This is a genomic window from Brachybacterium tyrofermentans, assembly GCF_014897585.1.
Classification (GTDB): Bacteria; Actinomycetota; Actinomycetes; order Actinomycetales; family Dermabacteraceae; genus Brachybacterium; species Brachybacterium tyrofermentans.
Genome location: NZ_JABUXW010000011.1, coordinates 113,298 through 128,047, shown reverse-complemented (window position 1 = coordinate 128,047; position 14,750 = coordinate 113,298). Strand labels below are relative to the sequence as shown.

Here is a 14,750-nt window from a genome sequence, read left to right as displayed (position 1 = left end):
GGAAGGTGCCAGCTCAGCGGCACCTTCCACGACATCACGGGAGGCACGCCCGCGGAGAACGGGCGCCGGTCCCTCGGAGGGCGGAACACGACCCGCCGAGGGCGGGCACCGGCCGCTCGGGGCCCGCGCCGGGTCTCAGCGCTGGACGCGGTGCTCGCGGTTCAGGGCCGAGATGATCGCCTCGAGCGAGGCACGGGTGATCGAGCCGTCGATGCCCACGCCCCAGAAGATCCGGTCCCCGATCTCGCACTCGATGTACGAGGCGGCCAGCGAATCGTCTCCCTCGGTCAGCGCGTGCTCGGCGTAGTCGAGGATCCGCACGTCGATCTTGCGCTCGGCGAGGGCCTTGACGAAGCCGTCCAGCGGACCGTTGCCGATGCCCGTGACCGTGTGCTCCTCGCCGTCGACCACGAGCGTGACCGTGATGCGGTCCGCGCCCTCGCCGGTGGACTCCTGATGGATGGACGTGATCGCGAAGCGGCCCCAGCGACGTGCCTCGTCGGTGGCGGGCAGGTACTCGTCGGTGAAGGCGTCCCAGAGCTGGTCCGGGCTCACCTCGCCGCCGTCGGAGTCCGTGCGCTGCTGCACGATCCCGGAGAACTCGATCTGCAGGCGACGCGGCAGATCCAGGCCGTGCTCGGTGCGCAGCAGGTAGGCCATCCCGCCCTTGCCCGACTGGGAGTTCACGCGGATCACGGCCTCGTAGGAGCGGCCCAGGTCCTTGGGGTCCACGGGCAGGTACGGCACGCGCCACACCAGATCGTCGAGCGCCTTGCCGGCCTTCTCCGCGTCGGACTCCATCCGTTCCAGACCCTTCTTGATGGCGTCCTGGTGGGAGCCGGAGAAGGCGGTGAACACGAGGTCGCCGCCGTAGGGGCTGCGCTCGGGGACCGGCATCTGGTTGCAGTGCTCGACGGTGCGACGCACCTCGTCGAGGTCGGAGAAGTCGATCTGCGGGTCGACGCCCTGGCTGAACAGGTTCAGGCCCAGGGTCACCAGGTCCACGTTGCCGGTGCGCTCCCCGTTGCCGAACAGGCAGCCCTCGATCCGATCGGCGCCGGCCAGGTAGCCGAGCTCCGCGGCCGCGACGCCGGTGCCGCGGTCGTTGTGCGGGTGCAGCGACAGCACGAGGGAGTCGCGACGATCGAGGTTCCGATGCATCCACTCGATCGAGTCGGCGTAGACGTTGGGCGTGGCCATCTCCACCGTCGCCGGCAGGTTGACGATCATCTTGTCCTCGGGCGTGGGCTTCACGATGTCGATGACCGCGTTGCACACCCGCAGGGCGTACTCGAGCTCGGTGCCGGTGTAGGACTCCGGCGAGTACTGGTAGGTGATCTGCGTGTCCGGGATCGTCTCCTCGTACTTCTTGCACAGCAGCGCGCCCTGGACGGCGATGTCGAGCACCGCGTCCTCGTCCGCCCGGAAGACGACGTCGCGCTGGACCACCGAGGTGGAGTTGTACAGGTGGACGACGGCGCGCGGGGCGCCGGCGATCGCCTGGTAGGTGCGCTCGATCAGGTGCTCGCGGGACGGGGTGAGGACCTGGATGGAGACGTCCTCGGGGATGCGGTCCTCGTCGATGAGGGTGCGCACGAAGTCGAAGTCCGTCGCGGACGCGGCGGGGAACCCGACCTCGATCTCCTTGTAGCCCATCGCGACCAGCAGCTCGAACATCCGCAGCTTGCGCTCGGCGTTCATGGGGTCGATGAGGGCCTGGTTGCCGTCGCGCAGATCCACGGCGCACCAGCGGGGGGCGCGGGTGATCCGGCGGGTGGGCCAGGTGCGGTCCGGGAGCTCCACGCGGATCTGCTCGTGGAAGGGCAGGTACTTGTGGATCGGCATGCCGGAGGGCTGCTGGGGGGCCTCGCCGGTGGGGCCGACGACGGGCTCCGCGGGGTCGCCGACGGCGGCGATGGCAGGGGCGGTGGTGGTGGTGGTGGATTCAGTCATCAGGGGGTCCTTCTCGCTGGGGTACCGGTCGCCGGACACAACGTCAGCCGCGGCGGGGTCCCGGCGTTCAGGTCCCGTCGCGGCGGCTAAGCAGAAGCAGCGATCCACGCATGAGCGCCACGGTAGCACCGTCGCCGCGGCCGTCAGGATCCGCTCACCATGCGAACGCCGGAGCCGGGTCAGAACCCGAGGCGGCCCAGCTGCTTGGGATCGCGCTGCCACTCCTTGGCGACCTTGACGCGCAGGTCCAGGTGCACCTTGCGGCCGATGAGGTGGTTGATCTCCCCGCGAGCCTGGGTGCCGACCTCCTTCAAACGCGAGCCGCCCTTGCCGATGATGATGCCCTTCTGGCTGTCGCGCTCGACGAAGAGGGTCGCGCGCACCACGAGCCGGCCCTCTCCTGGTTCGACGTGCACGAAGGGGTCGTCGGGGTCCGTCTCCACGACCTCCTCGACCACCACGGCGATCGAGTGGGGCAGCTCCTCGCGCACGCCCTCGAGGGCCGCCTCGCGGATCAGCTCGGAGATGCGATCATCACGCGACTCCTCGGTGAGCTGGTCGTCCGGGTACAGCTGCGGCCCGTCGGGCAGCTGCTTCGCGATCACCTCGAGCAGCACGTCCATCTGCTCGCCCTTCACGGCGGAGATCGGGACGATCTCGTCGAAGTCCATCAGCTGGTCCACGGCCGTCAGGTGCTGGGCCAGCAGGTCGCGGTTCACGAGGTCGGTCTTGGTCACGACCGCGACCACGCGCGGTCCGCGTCGGCCCGTGCGCATCTCGACAAGGTCCTCGGCGATGAAGCGGTCACCGGGGCCGATCTTCTGATCCGCGGGCAGGCAGAACCCGACCACGTCGACCTCGCCGAGGGTCTCGCGCACCAGATCGTTGAGCCGCTCGCCGAGCAGGGTGCGGGGGCGGTGCACGCCCGGAGTGTCCACGAGGATGATCTGGGCGTCCTCACCGGTGACGATGCCGCGGATGGCGCGACGGGTGGTCTGCGGCTTGCTGGAGGTGATCGCGACCTTCTCCCCCACCAGCGCGTTGGTCAGGGTCGACTTGCCGACGTTGGGCCGGCCCACGAGGGCGACGAAGCCCGAGCGGTGCGTCGGCCGCTCGCCGTCCGCCGACCGGTCGTCCGGCCCGCTGAGCGCGTCGGGCTGGACGGGGGCTCCGGCGTCCGGGCTGGTGGGGTCGAGGTCATCGGTCATCTGCGGTCTCCTGATCGGCGTCATGCATGTCGTCCTGCGCGTGCTGTACATCCTGTGCGTCCTGCGGGTTCTGCGCGTCGTGCACGTCGTGCGCGTCCTTCACCCGGGAGACGATCACGGTGCTCAGCCGCCGGCGGCGCCCCGAGGTGCTCTCCGCCTCGAGCACCAGGCCGAAGGCCTCGGCGCGGGAGCCGACGATCGGCACGCGGCCGGTCACCTTGCCGAGCAGCCCGCCCACGCTGTCGATGTCGTCGTCGTCCAGCTCGAGGTCGAACAGATCCCCGACCTCTGACAGCCCGGCCCGGGCGGGGACCCGGTAGCGGCCCTCGCCGAGGTCCTCGATCTCGGGTTCGGCGGGATCGTGCTCGTCGGCGATCTCGCCCACGATCTCCTCGAGGATGTCCTCGATCGTGACGATGCCGGAGACCCCTCCGTACTCGTCCACCACCATGGTGATGTGCACGTGGCTGGTCTGCATCTGCCGCAGCACCTCGTCGGCCATGACGAACTCCGGTACGAAGCGCGCCGGCCTCATGATCTCGGAGACCGGACGTTCCGGGCGCGGGTCCCAGGGAGCGTGGATCGCCTTCATGACGTCCTTGACGTACAGCATCCCCTGCAGGTCGTCGACGCTCTCGCCGATGACCGGGATCCGGGAGAAGCCCGAGCGCACGAACAGCTGGACCGCCGACTCGGCAGAGGCATCGCAGGAGAGGGCGACCATGTCGGTGCGCGGCACCATCAGCTCGCGCACCATCCGATCGCGCAGTTCGAAGACGCCCTGGATCATGTCCCGCTCGCCGTCCTGGACGTGCTCGTCCTCGAGGGCGCGGTCCACGTTCTGGCGGGCCTTCTCGGCGCCGTCCTCGGCTCGGTCCTGCGCGCCGGGACGGGCGGCGAGGTTCGCGCCGACCGCGGTCAGCGCGCTCACCGGCAGCCAGAGCGCTCCCCGCGCCGCAGCGACCACGGAGCGGCTCGAGATGAGCACCGATTCGGGGCGGCTGCGGCCGATCGTGCGCGGCGAGATCACGAGGATCACGAGCAGCAGCAGCGCAGCCCCGACGACGGTCACCACCGTCGGCGCGAGCCAGCTGGCGCCGATCCCGAGACGGTCGGCCCCCATGAAGGCGATGCCGGCGATCGCGGTGACGGTCACCGCCTCGGCGAGCATCCTCCCGAGCGACACGGACAGGAGGGTGCGGGCGGTGTCGGAGTGCTGGCCGAGCACCCGGGTCCGCACGGACTCGGGATGCTCGGCCAGGCTCTTCTCCAGCGCACCGCGGGAGACCGTGAGGTAGGCGCCGTCCACGGCCATCAGCAGGGACGAGACGACCAGCGAGGCCAGGCCCAGCGGGATGAGGACGAGCAGCGCGGTGCTCAGCATGGGAGGCCCGCTCTGTCCGGACTGCTCATGCCGAGGGCGCGCTGCGGAGGTTGATCAGGCATGGCGATGGCGCTCAGCTCTTCCCCCGGGAGGCGAGGAACGTCAGCAGCAGCTGGCGCTGGAGGTCGAACATGACCTTCCGCTCGTCCTCCTCCATGTGGTCATAGCCCAGAAGGTGCAGGATCGAATGGCAGGTCAGCAGCAGCATCTCCTCGACGGCGCTGTGCCCGGCCTCGGCGGCCTGCTTCGCGGCGACGCTCGGGCACAGCACGACATCGCCGAGCAGGCCCTCCGGAGCGGGATGCTCGGCGCTGCCGGGCGTGAGCTCGTCCATCGGGAAGCTCATGACGTCCGTCGGCCCCGGAAGGTCCAGCCACTGCACGTGGAGCTTCTCCATCGCGTCCTCATCGACGAAGAGGATCGACATCTCGGTGGCCGGGTTGAGGTGCATCGCCTCGAAGACGAAGCGGGCGCAGTCGACGAACTCGTTCTCGTCGACGACGTAGGTGGTCTCGTTGCGGATCTCGATGGTCATGTCTGGCTGCTCAGCTCTCGGTTCTCGGTGCTCAATGCTCGGGGATCGGTGATCGACGGCCGGTCCGGGATCAGGTCGCGGTGGAGCCACGATGGCGCGAGTCCCTGCTGCCGCCGGGGCGGATCTCCCAGCGGCCGTAGGCATCGACGATGTCGCTGACCAGGCTGTGGCGCACGACGTCCCGGGAGGAGAGCCGGCAGAAGGAGATGTCGTCGATCCCCGAGAGCACCTGCTCGACGACCCGCAGGCCGCTCTGCTGGGAGCCCGGGAGGTCGACCTGGGTGACATCGCCCGTGACCACCATGGTGGAGTTGAACCCGAGGCGGGTGAGGAACATCTTCATCTGCTCGGGTGTGGTGTTCTGCGCCTCGTCCAGGATGATGAAGGCGTCGTTCAGGGTGCGCCCACGCATATAGGCCAGCGGCGCGACCTCGATCGTCCCCGCGGCCATGAGGCGCGGGATCGAGTCCGGGTCGAGCATGTCGTGCAGCGCGTCGTTGAGGGGCCGCAGGTACGGATCGATCTTCTCGTTGAGGGACCCGGGCAGGAAGCCCAGCTTCTCCCCCGCCTCGACGGCGGGCCGGGTGAGGATGATCCGGGTGATCTGCTTGTTTAGCAGCTGCTGGACCGCCATCGCCACGGCGAGGTACGTCTTGCCGGTGCCGGCGGGGCCGATGCCGAAGGTGATCGTCGAGGACTCGATCGTCTCGATGTACTTCTGCTGGCCCAGCGTCTTGGGCCGGATCGTGCGCCCCCGGGAGGACAGCACCGTGCGCGAGAGCACCTTCTCGAGCTTCTGGCCCGAACCGCGGTCGTCGCCGTAGAGGTTCGCGGCGCGCTGCACGACCTCGGTGGTGACGGCCTGACCGGTGCCGGCAAGGTCGATGAGGCTGCGCATGATGTGCTCGGAGCGCCGCAGGGCGTCCTGGGTGCCGCGCAGGATGACCTCGTGACCGCGCACATGAACATCTGTGTCGGGCACCGCATCCTCGAGCGCCGCCAGTGCCTGATCGTTCTCACCGAGCACCTGGAACGGACTCAGATCGTCTGGGATCGCCAGTTTCCGCTCCAGCACCTCGGGGGCGCGGCCGGGCGTCGGGGTCAGGGCATCAGCCAAGATCCGTCACATCTCTCCTTCTGCGAGCGGCCCGCCCGCCAGGACGTGCGCGTGCACGTGGAATACGGTCTGTCCGGCATGGGCGCCGGTGTTGAAGATCATGCGGAAGTCATTATCGCCCAGGTCAGAGGCGATCTTTCCGCCGACGGAGGCGATATGCCCCAGCAGCTCCGGCTGCTCGACGAGCTCGAGCACGTCGCGGCGATGCTCTCGCGGGACGACGAGCACATGCACGGGAGCCTGCGGAGCCTGGTCACGGAAGGCGATCACCTGATCGTCCTCGTGGACCAGTTCCGCCGGGATCTCCCCGGCCACGATCCGGCAGAAGACGCAGTCCGGATCCGACGGTGCGGCAGCAGTGTTTCCCATAGCGGGAAGTCTACGGGAGCGAGTCTGCGCACATCCCGTTTGGGAGTCCGGGACTGATATGAGAAGTTTTAAGCATCATGACGACACTTGGCATCATCATCAGCAGCGCCCGCCCCAACCGCGTCGGGGAGAAGGTGGCCCGGTGGGTCGCCGAGTCCGCCGGCGACCGGTTCGACCTCGACCTCATCGACCTGCGCGACGTGGCCCTGCCGTCCTTCGACGAGCCCACCAGCCCGAAGTCCGGTGCGGAGAAGACCACCGATCACGGACGCACCTGGGGCGAGCGGATCGCCGCCCTGGATGCCGTGGTGATCCTCACCCCGCAGTACAACGGCTCCTACCCCGGCGCCCTGAAGAACGCGATCGACTTCCTCTATGCCGAATGGTCGGCGCTGCCCACCCTGCTCGTCGGCTACGGCTGGGGCGCCGCGGGCGAGGTGCTCCCGCTCCTGGAGGCCCTCATGCGTCGTCTGGACGCCGAGGTGATCGGCAGCATCGGCCTCGGCTTCCGCGAGGACCTCTCGGTCGAGGGCGAGCTGTTCGTCACCGAGGAGAAGTCCGCCGCCCTCGAGGAGGCCTTCGCCGCCCTCGAGCAGGCAGCGCTCGCTCCGGTCGGCTGATCCGACCCCGTTCTCCGGGCCCCGTCGGCGCATCGCGTCGGCGGGGTCTTCTCGTGCCCGGGGCCCCGGACCAGCTGCTCAGTGCCCGGGGCTCGCGTAGTACCTCGAGAGATACCGGAAGACCGCGATCCCGCCGATGAGCACCAACGGGCCCACGACCGGCGAGAGCTGGGCCAGCCACAGCGGCACGACCAGCTCCTCGGCATGATCGAGCACGAGCGCGGCCGGGAGATAGGCCATGAACGCGAGCGGCAGCAGGAAGGTCAGCAGCCAGGCGCCCGCGGTACCGAAGATCGTCATCGGATACGCGCCGAAATCCGTCAGCACCCGGTCGATGGTGTCCTTCACGCGGGTCGTGGGCCCCATCGTGAAGTCGAGACCGGAGATCCCGATCTGCAGGCCGGCCTCGACCAGCCCGCCGCTGATCGCCGCGAGCGCCACGTACAGCACGATCCACGGGGTCCAGCGGATATCGATCGCGGTCGCTGCGACGCACAGGATCGAGACGCCCAGCACGAGGTCCCCGATCGTCCCGGGGTTGAAGAAGCGGGTGAGCAGCTGGAGCAGCGGCGGAGCCGGGCGCAGCAGATAGCGGTCCCAGTCGCCGTTGCGCACCACCTGGGCGCTGGCACGGTGCTGCCCGAAGTTGATGGTGCATACGCCGTGCGCCGTGAGCCGCAGGCCGTAGAGGAAGGCCACCTCGGCCACGTCCCAGCCGGCGATGGTGCCGAACGCTCCCAGCAGCACACCGATGAAGGCGAGCTGGGTTCCCTGGAGCGCGGCGCTGCCCAGGAAGGTGAGGATCAGGTTCATGCGGTGCACGCGCATGCTGCGCCAGGTCGCCCCCAGCAGGATGCCGTAGGTGCGCCAGGTCGGGACGGAACGGGCGAGGGACCGGCGGGGGCCGTCGTCCAGGGTCATCGGGATCTCAGCCACCGAAGATCACCAGCCGGCGGATCGCTCGCCGCCACACCAGGGCTGCCAGGGCGAGCAGGATCGCGATCCACAGGGCCTGCAGCCCGATCGCCTGCACGGTGTGCCAGCCGGGATCTCGGTCCACGTAGATCGACAGCGGGACGAAGACCTGGGCGGAGAACGGCAGCAGGGTGAGGATGCCGGTGAGCCAGTCCGGCATGAACCACAGCGGGATCAGGGCGCCCGAGGAGAACTGCGCGAGCATCCGGTAGATGAGGAAGGCGCCGCCGGTCTCCAGAGTCCAGAAGCCCACGAGCCCCACGGTGAAGTTCACGATCAGGGCGATCGCGAATCCGAGGACCAGCGACAGCAGGCACGCGAGGCCGGAGGCCCAGGAGCCGGGCAGGGCGATCGCGCCGAGCGCCAGGCCTACGACGAGGGCCGCGACCGCTGCCGGCAGCTGCGCGATCGTGCCGCCCAGCTGCCGGGCCAGCGCCACGGGGACGGCGGAGACGGGCCGCATGACGTCGAAGGCGATGGCCCCGGTGCGCAGCCTCCCCAGCAGGGAGTCGAACATGAACGGCTGGAACAGCGTGGTGGTGAGCACACCGAGCACGGCATAGGTGACCGCGTCGACCTGGGCGACGCCCGCGACGTCCGGACGCCCGCCGTAGACGGCGGTCCACACGAGGTGCACGAGGATCACCTGGAGCACGCAGGCCACGATCCCGGTCCAGGTCGAGGCCCGGAAGGCGAACTGGGACCGCGCCGCATGGCCCACCGAGGCCCGCAGCGCGACGCGGACCTGCGGAGCGGACAGCCGCTGCGCGGGGGCGCTCACCGCTGTCCCGGGGCGCCCGGTCCCGCGGCGGCCGGTTCCACAGGCGGTTCGATCCCGCGGTCGGTGTAGATCCGGCGGATCACGTCCTCGACACTCGGCTCGCGGGAGGACAGATCAGTGATCTCCAGCGCGGCGGTGAGCCGGCCGATCGCCGCCGGTGCCGGGATCTGCGCCGGATCGAAGCGGAACGTCGCGCGCATCTCCTCACCGGCCGGGACCAGGGTGGTCAGCGTGAGCGCCTCGATCTCGAGGGACTCCGGGATCTCGGGGGCGCTCACCTGGATCTCTCGGAAGGGCGCGTAGCGGGCCCGGAGGCTGTCCAGCCCGCCGTCGTAGAGGATCCGGCCCTCGTCGATGATGATCACGCGCCGGGCGAGCTGCTCGATATCGGAGATGTCGTGCGTGGTCAGCAGCACCGTCGTCCCCTCGGAGCGGTTCTGCTCCCCGATGAAGTCCCGGATCCGCGCTTTGGCGACCACGTCGAGTCCGACGGTGGGCTCGTCGAGGTAGAGCACGGGCGGCCGGTACAGCATCGCGGCCACGATGTCCCCGCGCATCCGCTGCCCGAGCGACAGCGACCGCACGGCGGTGTCGAGGAAGGGGCCCATGTCCAGCAGGTCCACGAAGACGTCGAGCGATCGGCGATAGTCCTCGGGCGAGAGCCCGTAGAGCTTCGCGATCAGGTCGAAGGACTCCCGCAGCGGAAGATCGGTCCACAGCTGGGTGCGCTGGCCGAACACGGCACCGATGGTGCGGGCGTTGGTGCGCCGGTCCTTCCAGGGCACGATCCCCTCGACCTCGATGCGTCCGGACGTGGGCACGAGGATGCCGGTGAGCATCTTGATGGTGGTGGACTTCCCGGCGCCGTTGGGGCCGAGATAGCCCACGATCTCCCCGTCGTCGATGCGCAGGGAGATGTCGTCGACCGCTCGCGTGGTGATCTTCTGTGTGCTGAAGAAGGATCGCAGGCCGGACATCCTGCCCTCGACCCGACGGGGCCTGCTGAACTCCTTGACCAGGTTCTCGGCGAGGATCATCGCCGCTCACCGGACCCATCAGCGGTCGCCGGGGACTCGTGGCAGGTGTCGACGCGGCGCATAGCGGATGACACTACACAACCGTGGCCTGCCTCACACGGCGAACAGGGGTCGGAGGGACCCGTGCCGCGGCACGGGCCTCACGCGGACCGACGACGCGACGTCCCGGCGTCGCTCCCCACCTCTGCCCCTACCTCTGTCCCGATTCCTCAGAAACATCCCACGAGCGACACGAATCGAAGGAAAACCGCACCACAGCCCCTGCTCACCCCGAGCCAGACGCCGCCAGCACCGATTCCTCAGAAACGTCCCACGAGCGACACGAATCGAGGGAAAACGGCACCACAGCCCCTGCTCGCCTCACAGCACGCATTCCCCAGCACCGATTCCTCAGCACCGATTCCTCAGAAACGTCCCACGAGCGACACGAATCGAGGGATTCGGGGCGTGCGAGACGTCCGAGCTCCGATCTGAGCGGCGACGCGCGCTAGGCGATGGAAGCTCAGGGCAGGGCGAGAAAGGCTCAGCCCCAGCGGCCGAGGAGCCCGCTGAGCACCGCGAGCGCCGCGGGCCCTGCGGTCGAGGAGCGCAGCACCTCGGGGCCCAGCAGCACCGAGCGGGCTCCGGCCTCGCGCAGCGAGTCGAGCTCCTCGGGGGCGATGCCGCCTTCGGGGCCCACGATCACGACGATCTCCTCGACCCCGTGCTCGCTCGCGGCCCACAGCTCGTCGGCGAGCTCCATGAGACCCACGGACTCCTGCTCGTGGAGGACCAGCACGAGGGTGCCGGCGGCGGAGCGCTCACGCAGATCGGCGACGAGCTCGCGGGTCGTGACAGGGGCGTCGACCGCGGGGATCCCGGGCCGACGGCACTGCTTCACAGCGGCCCGTACCGTGCCGGTCCAGCGGGCACGCCCCTTGACGAGCTTGTCGCCCCGCCACACCGAGACGGAGCGCCGGGCGATCCACGGCACCACCCGGTCCACCCCGAGCTCGGTGGCGGATTCGACGGCCTGCTCGTCGCGACCGCCCGTCGCGAGCGCCTGCACGAGCGCCAGCCTCGGCAGGCGCTGGACAGCAGGCGACGGCTCCTCGAGCAGACGCAGGTCGAGGGCCTCCTTGCGGGCCACGGTCACCTCGGCGAGCACCTGGCGACCCGGGCCGTCGGTGAGCAGGATCTGCTCCCCCACCCCGATCCGGGCCACCTTGGCGGCGTGCTTGCCCTCGTCCCCACCCAGGGTCAGCGTGTCGCCCTCGCGCGCCGTCTCGAGAGCGGCGTCGAGGATCAGGAACCCGGGCGGGGTGGTGGGCATATCAGCGCCTCAGAGGTCGCGCAGGCGGTCGCGGAGCTTGGCGAAGGGACCGTGGCCCTTGCGCCGTGTGGTCTCGTCGCCTCGCAGATCCGCGAACTGCTGGAGCAGCTCACGCTCCTCGTCGCTGAGCGTCGTGGGCACGGCGACATCGAGCACGACGCGCACGTCGCCGCGGCGCTCGCGGCGCAGCGGGGTGACGCCGAGGCCCTTGAGGGTGATCTCGTCCCCGGGCTGAGCGCCCGGCTTCACATCGATCTCCTGGGTGCCGTCGAAGGTCTCCAGCGGGATGGTCGCGCCGAGCGCCGCCGAGGTCATCGGCACGGCCATGGTGATCACCAGGTCCTCCCCGTCACGCACGAACATCTCGTGCTCGGCGACGGCGAGCTCCACGAAGAGGTCACCGGAGGGGCCGCCGGCCTCACCGGTCTCGCCCTCGCCGCGCAGCTGGATCCGGGTGCCGTTCTCGACGCCGGAGGGGATGCGCACGGTGACGGAGCGTTCGGACGGTGTGCGGCCGTGGCCGGAGCAGCCGGTGCAAGGGGTCTCGATGACGTCGCCGTGGCCCTCGCAGGTGGGGCATGGCGCCATGGTCACCATCTGGCCCAGGAGTGACTGGGCGACGCGCTGGACGTGGCCGCTGCCGTTGCAGGCCGTGCATCGGGTGGGGCTGGTGCCGGGCTCGGCGCAGGCACCGTGGCAGTGCTCGCAGAGCACCGCGGTGCGGAAGGAGACCTCCTTCTCGGTGCCGAAGACCACGTCGCGCAGGTCGATCTTCACCCGGCGCAGCACATCTCCGCCACGGCGCTGGCGGGGCACGGGGCCCTGGTTGCGACCCCGCATGCCGGTCGCCCCGGCGAACATGTCGAAGATGTCGTTGACGTCGAATCCGGCTCCGCCTCCGAAGCCGCCGAATCCGCCGCCACCGCCCATGCCGGGGCCGCCGCCCATGTCGTACTGGCGGCGCTTGTCCGCATTGGACAGGGTCTCGTAGGCCTGGGAGACCTTCTTGAAGCGCTCGGAGGCCTCGGGGTCGGGGTTGACGTCCGGGTGGAGGGTCCGGGCGAGCTTCCGGTACGCCTTCTTGATCTCCTCGGTCGAGGCGTCGCGGGAGACGCCGAGGAGCTCGTAGTAGTCGTCGTTCACGGTGAAGGATCCTTACCGGGGAGTCGGGGCGCCCGGGGCCGCGGCAGGCGGCGGACGGGCACGGTCAGTGATGGATGCTGTGGGGTCCTGCGGGGAGCCGGGGCGCCATGCGTGCGCGCCACCGGGTCATTCGAGATAGCGCGACACGTACCGGGCGATGGCCTGCACGGTCGAGATGCCGGCGACGTAGTCCATGCGGCTGGGACCGAGGATCGCGAGGTGCGATCCTGCCCCGTAGCCGGCGCCCACGAGCGCCGCCTGGTGCAGCGCCTGATCGCGCAGCTCCGATCCGATGCGCACCTCGACCGCACCGGGTGAGGCATGCATCTCGGTGAACAGACGCATCAGCACCAGTTGCTCCTCCAGGACGTCGAGCAACGGCTCCACGTCCCGGGCGAAGTCCTGGGCCGAACGAGCGATATTGGAGGTTCCGGCCAGCATGATCCGGTCCTCCGCGCGGGTCGCGGCCAGGGCTGCGAGCGCCTCCGCCACCTCGGTGGCAGCCGCCCGGTCGACGAGCGGCAGGGTCTCGCAGAGATCCGTCAGCGGGCGCTGCAGGTCGGTGACCTCACGCCCGGAGACGGCCCGGTTGAGCTGATCGCGCAGGTCGGCGTAGAACTCGGTGGGTCGGGGTGAGAGCACGGGGACCGTGCGCTGGTCGACCCGGCCGGATTCGGTGATGAGCACGACCAGGAGCAGGGAGTCGGCGACCTTGACCAGCTCGACGTGACGGATGCGGGCCTGGCGCCGCGCCGGGTACTGCACCATGGCGACCTGCTGGGTCAGCTGCGCCATCAGGCGCACGGTCCGGCCCAGCAGCTCCTCGACGTCGCCGGCGTCCTCCAGCAGCGTCCGGATGGCCCGGCGCTCGGGGGCCGACAGCGGCTTGACGGTCGCGACATGGTCCACGAAGGCGCGATATCCCTTGTCGGTCGGGATCCGGCCAGCCGAGGTGTGGGGCTGATGGATCAGCCCCTCCTCCTCGAGCGAGGACATGTCGTTGCGCACCGTCGCCGCGGAGACGCCGAGCTCATGGCGGTCCAGCAGCGACTTGGAGCCGACGGGCTCACGGGTGGAGACGTAGTCCTCGACGATCGCGCCGAGGATCTGCAGCTTCCGGGCGTCCGTGTCCCTCACCTCCCTGCGTTCCGTCGATGCTTCGGGTCTCATCCGACGGGGCTGACCGCAGCCACCGGGACCGCTGGCACTTGCCCGCGCCGAGTGCCAATCCTACGCGTCCCCGGCGATGCTCGCGGAGAGGTGTTCGCCACGAGGGTAAGGTGTCGCGCGTGCCTGCAGCATCCGATCACTTCCCCGACCGGTACGGCCACGACGTGCTGTCCTCCGGTCCCCCTGCCCATCACCGTCGCCGCCCGGTGGCCCGCGAGGTCCCCGCGCAGCGCGATCTCGTCGTCGAGGAGGCCTCGACCGCGTTCACCGGTGCCATCACCCGGGTCGAGAAGATCGCCGGCGAGATGATCGTCGAGCTCGAGGACGGCCGGGGGGCCCGACGCACCTTCCCCCTCGGACCCGGTTTCATGATCGACGGCGAGCCCGTCGTCCTCACCCGCGCCGCGCCCCGTGCGCAGGCGCCGGTGCGCAAGCGCTCCGCGAGCGGGTCGTTGTACGTCGAAGGCGCCACCGCACGCACCGCCCGCGCCTCACGGATCTGGGTCGAGGGCACCCATGACGCAGAGCTCATCCAGAAGGTCTGGGGCCATGACCTGCGCATCGAGGGCATCGTCGTCGAGCAGCTGGAGGGTGCGGACAACCTCGTCGAGCGGGTCCAGGAGTTCGGCCCGTCGGCCGGGCGGCGCCTCGGGATCCTCGTGGACCACCTGGTCCCGGGCTCGAAGGAGTCCCGCATCGCCGCCGAGGTCATGAAGCTGGGCGGCGCTCGAGGCAATGTCGCGGTGCTCGGCCACCCCTATGTCGATGTCTGGCAGGCAGTGCGCCCGGCGCGCGTGGGGCTGCGGGAATGGCCGCACATCCCCAAGGGGACCGACATCAAGGTCGGCTCGCTCGCCGCGCTCGGCTGGCCTCATGCGGACAAGTCCGACATCGGGCTGGGCTGGAAGCGGATCCTGTCCACGGTGCGCTCCTACGCGGACGTCGAGCCGTCGCTGTCCGGACGCATCGAGGAGCTCATCGACTTCGTGACGGTGGACCCCGCCTGACTCGCCTACACCGATCCGGCTCCCCGCACCCGGGGGAAAACCCCCAGGTGATTCGGCGGTCCACTCCCGTGATCCGCCAGGGCGGTCTCGTTAGGCTGTCTGCATCAGCCAGCGGTCGACCCTCGAGGCCGGCCCCGTC

Annotated in this window: 14 protein-coding genes; 2 read left to right on the top strand and 12 right to left on the bottom strand. The window is 69.9% G+C overall.

Annotated elements, in window-relative coordinates; translation table 11 throughout:
• Window positions 1-135 precede the first annotated feature (135 nt).
• From leuA to INT49_RS09920, 6 genes are all read right to left on the bottom strand, one after another.
• Complete coding sequence (gene leuA, locus INT49_RS09945) at window positions 136-1,953, bottom strand: 2-isopropylmalate synthase (protein ID WP_193117578.1); 1,818 nt, start codon at window positions 1,951-1,953, stop codon at window positions 136-138.
• 179 nt (window positions 1,954-2,132) lie between these two features.
• Window positions 2,133-3,161, bottom strand: coding sequence for a GTPase Era (era, locus tag INT49_RS09940; protein WP_193117577.1), 1,029 nt, complete (start codon window positions 3,159-3,161; stop codon window positions 2,133-2,135).
• Window positions 3,151-4,545, bottom strand: a complete 1,395-nt coding sequence (locus INT49_RS09935) for a hemolysin family protein (protein WP_193117576.1) — start codon at window positions 4,543-4,545, stop codon at window positions 3,151-3,153. Before INT49_RS09935 ends, era begins: the two co-directional genes overlap by 11 nt.
• Window positions 4,546-4,618: 73 nt before the next feature.
• Entirely contained in the window at window positions 4,619-5,080 is a 462-nt protein-coding gene (gene ybeY, locus INT49_RS09930; protein WP_193117575.1) for an rRNA maturation RNase YbeY, read from the bottom strand.
• A 70-nt stretch (window positions 5,081-5,150) separates the two neighbouring features.
• Entirely contained in the window at window positions 5,151-6,197 is a 1,047-nt protein-coding gene (locus INT49_RS09925; RefSeq protein ID WP_193117574.1) for a PhoH family protein, read from the bottom strand.
• Window positions 6,198-6,203: 6 nt separating this feature from the next.
• Window positions 6,204-6,566, bottom strand: coding sequence for a histidine triad nucleotide-binding protein (locus tag INT49_RS09920; RefSeq protein WP_193117573.1), 363 nt, complete (start codon window positions 6,564-6,566; stop codon window positions 6,204-6,206).
• Between the two features lie 77 nt (window positions 6,567-6,643).
• Between INT49_RS09920 and INT49_RS09915 the strand changes: the two genes are divergently transcribed.
• Window positions 6,644-7,186 carry an NADPH-dependent FMN reductase gene (locus INT49_RS09915; RefSeq protein ID WP_193117572.1) on the top strand — a complete coding sequence of 181 codons (543 nt, stop codon included), beginning with the start codon at window positions 6,644-6,646 and terminating at the stop codon, window positions 7,184-7,186.
• Between the two features lie 78 nt (window positions 7,187-7,264).
• Here INT49_RS09915 and INT49_RS09910 read toward each other — a convergent pair whose 3' ends face one another.
• From INT49_RS09910 to hrcA, 6 genes are all read right to left on the bottom strand, one after another.
• The gene (locus tag INT49_RS09910; protein ID WP_193117571.1) at window positions 7,265-8,122 is read right to left on the bottom strand and encodes an ABC transporter permease; all 858 of its coding nucleotides are present in this window, start codon (window positions 8,120-8,122) and stop codon (window positions 7,265-7,267) included.
• Window positions 8,115-8,942: an ABC transporter permease gene (locus INT49_RS09905; RefSeq protein ID WP_193117570.1), complete on the bottom strand. Its 828-nt coding sequence runs from the start codon at window positions 8,940-8,942 to the stop codon at window positions 8,115-8,117. Before INT49_RS09905 ends, INT49_RS09910 begins: the two co-directional genes overlap by 8 nt.
• Entirely contained in the window at window positions 8,939-9,979 is a 1,041-nt protein-coding gene (locus INT49_RS09900; protein WP_193117569.1) for an ABC transporter ATP-binding protein, read from the bottom strand. The genes INT49_RS09905 and INT49_RS09900 overlap by 4 nt, the downstream gene beginning before the upstream one ends.
• A gap of 523 nt (window positions 9,980-10,502) precedes the next feature.
• Window positions 10,503-11,291: a 16S rRNA (uracil(1498)-N(3))-methyltransferase gene (locus INT49_RS09895; RefSeq protein WP_193117568.1), complete on the bottom strand. Its 789-nt coding sequence runs from the start codon at window positions 11,289-11,291 to the stop codon at window positions 10,503-10,505.
• A 9-nt stretch (window positions 11,292-11,300) separates the two neighbouring features.
• Window positions 11,301-12,434 carry a molecular chaperone DnaJ gene (gene dnaJ, locus INT49_RS09890; RefSeq protein ID WP_193117567.1) on the bottom strand — a complete coding sequence of 378 codons (1,134 nt, stop codon included), beginning with the start codon at window positions 12,432-12,434 and terminating at the stop codon, window positions 11,301-11,303.
• A 126-nt stretch (window positions 12,435-12,560) separates the two neighbouring features.
• The gene (gene hrcA / locus INT49_RS09885; RefSeq protein ID WP_193117566.1) at window positions 12,561-13,571 is read right to left on the bottom strand and encodes a heat-inducible transcriptional repressor HrcA; all 1,011 of its coding nucleotides are present in this window, start codon (window positions 13,569-13,571) and stop codon (window positions 12,561-12,563) included.
• A 143-nt stretch (window positions 13,572-13,714) separates the two neighbouring features.
• Between hrcA and INT49_RS09880 the strand changes: the two genes are divergently transcribed.
• Window positions 13,715-14,611 (top strand): DUF3097 domain-containing protein, encoded by an 897-nt coding sequence (locus INT49_RS09880; RefSeq protein WP_319021571.1) that lies wholly within the window; start codon window positions 13,715-13,717, stop codon window positions 14,609-14,611.
• The last annotated feature ends 139 nt before the right edge of the window (window positions 14,612-14,750 follow it).

Bases quoted from the DNA above. Each gene is read 5' to 3' on its own strand.
- INT49_RS09895 (WP_193117568.1), bottom strand. From the start codon at position 11,291: ATGCCCACCACCCCGCCCGGGTTCCTGATCCTCGACGCCGCTCTCGAG.
- era (WP_193117577.1), bottom strand. From the start codon at position 3,161: ATGACCGATGACCTCGACCCCACCAGCCCGGACGCCGGAGCCCCCGTC.
- leuA (WP_193117578.1), bottom strand. From the start codon at position 1,953: ATGACTGAATCCACCACCACCACCACCGCCCCTGCCATCGCCGCCGTC.
- INT49_RS09900 (WP_193117569.1), bottom strand. From the start codon at position 9,979: ATGATCCTCGCCGAGAACCTGGTCAAGGAGTTCAGCAGGCCCCGTCGG.
- INT49_RS09920 (WP_193117573.1), bottom strand. From the start codon at position 6,566: ATGGGAAACACTGCTGCCGCACCGTCGGATCCGGACTGCGTCTTCTGC.
- INT49_RS09935 (WP_193117576.1), bottom strand. From the start codon at position 4,545: ATGCTGAGCACCGCGCTGCTCGTCCTCATCCCGCTGGGCCTGGCCTCG.
- INT49_RS09915 (WP_193117572.1), top strand. From the start codon at position 6,644: ATGACGACACTTGGCATCATCATCAGCAGCGCCCGCCCCAACCGCGTC.
- ybeY (WP_193117575.1), bottom strand. From the start codon at position 5,080: ATGACCATCGAGATCCGCAACGAGACCACCTACGTCGTCGACGAGAAC.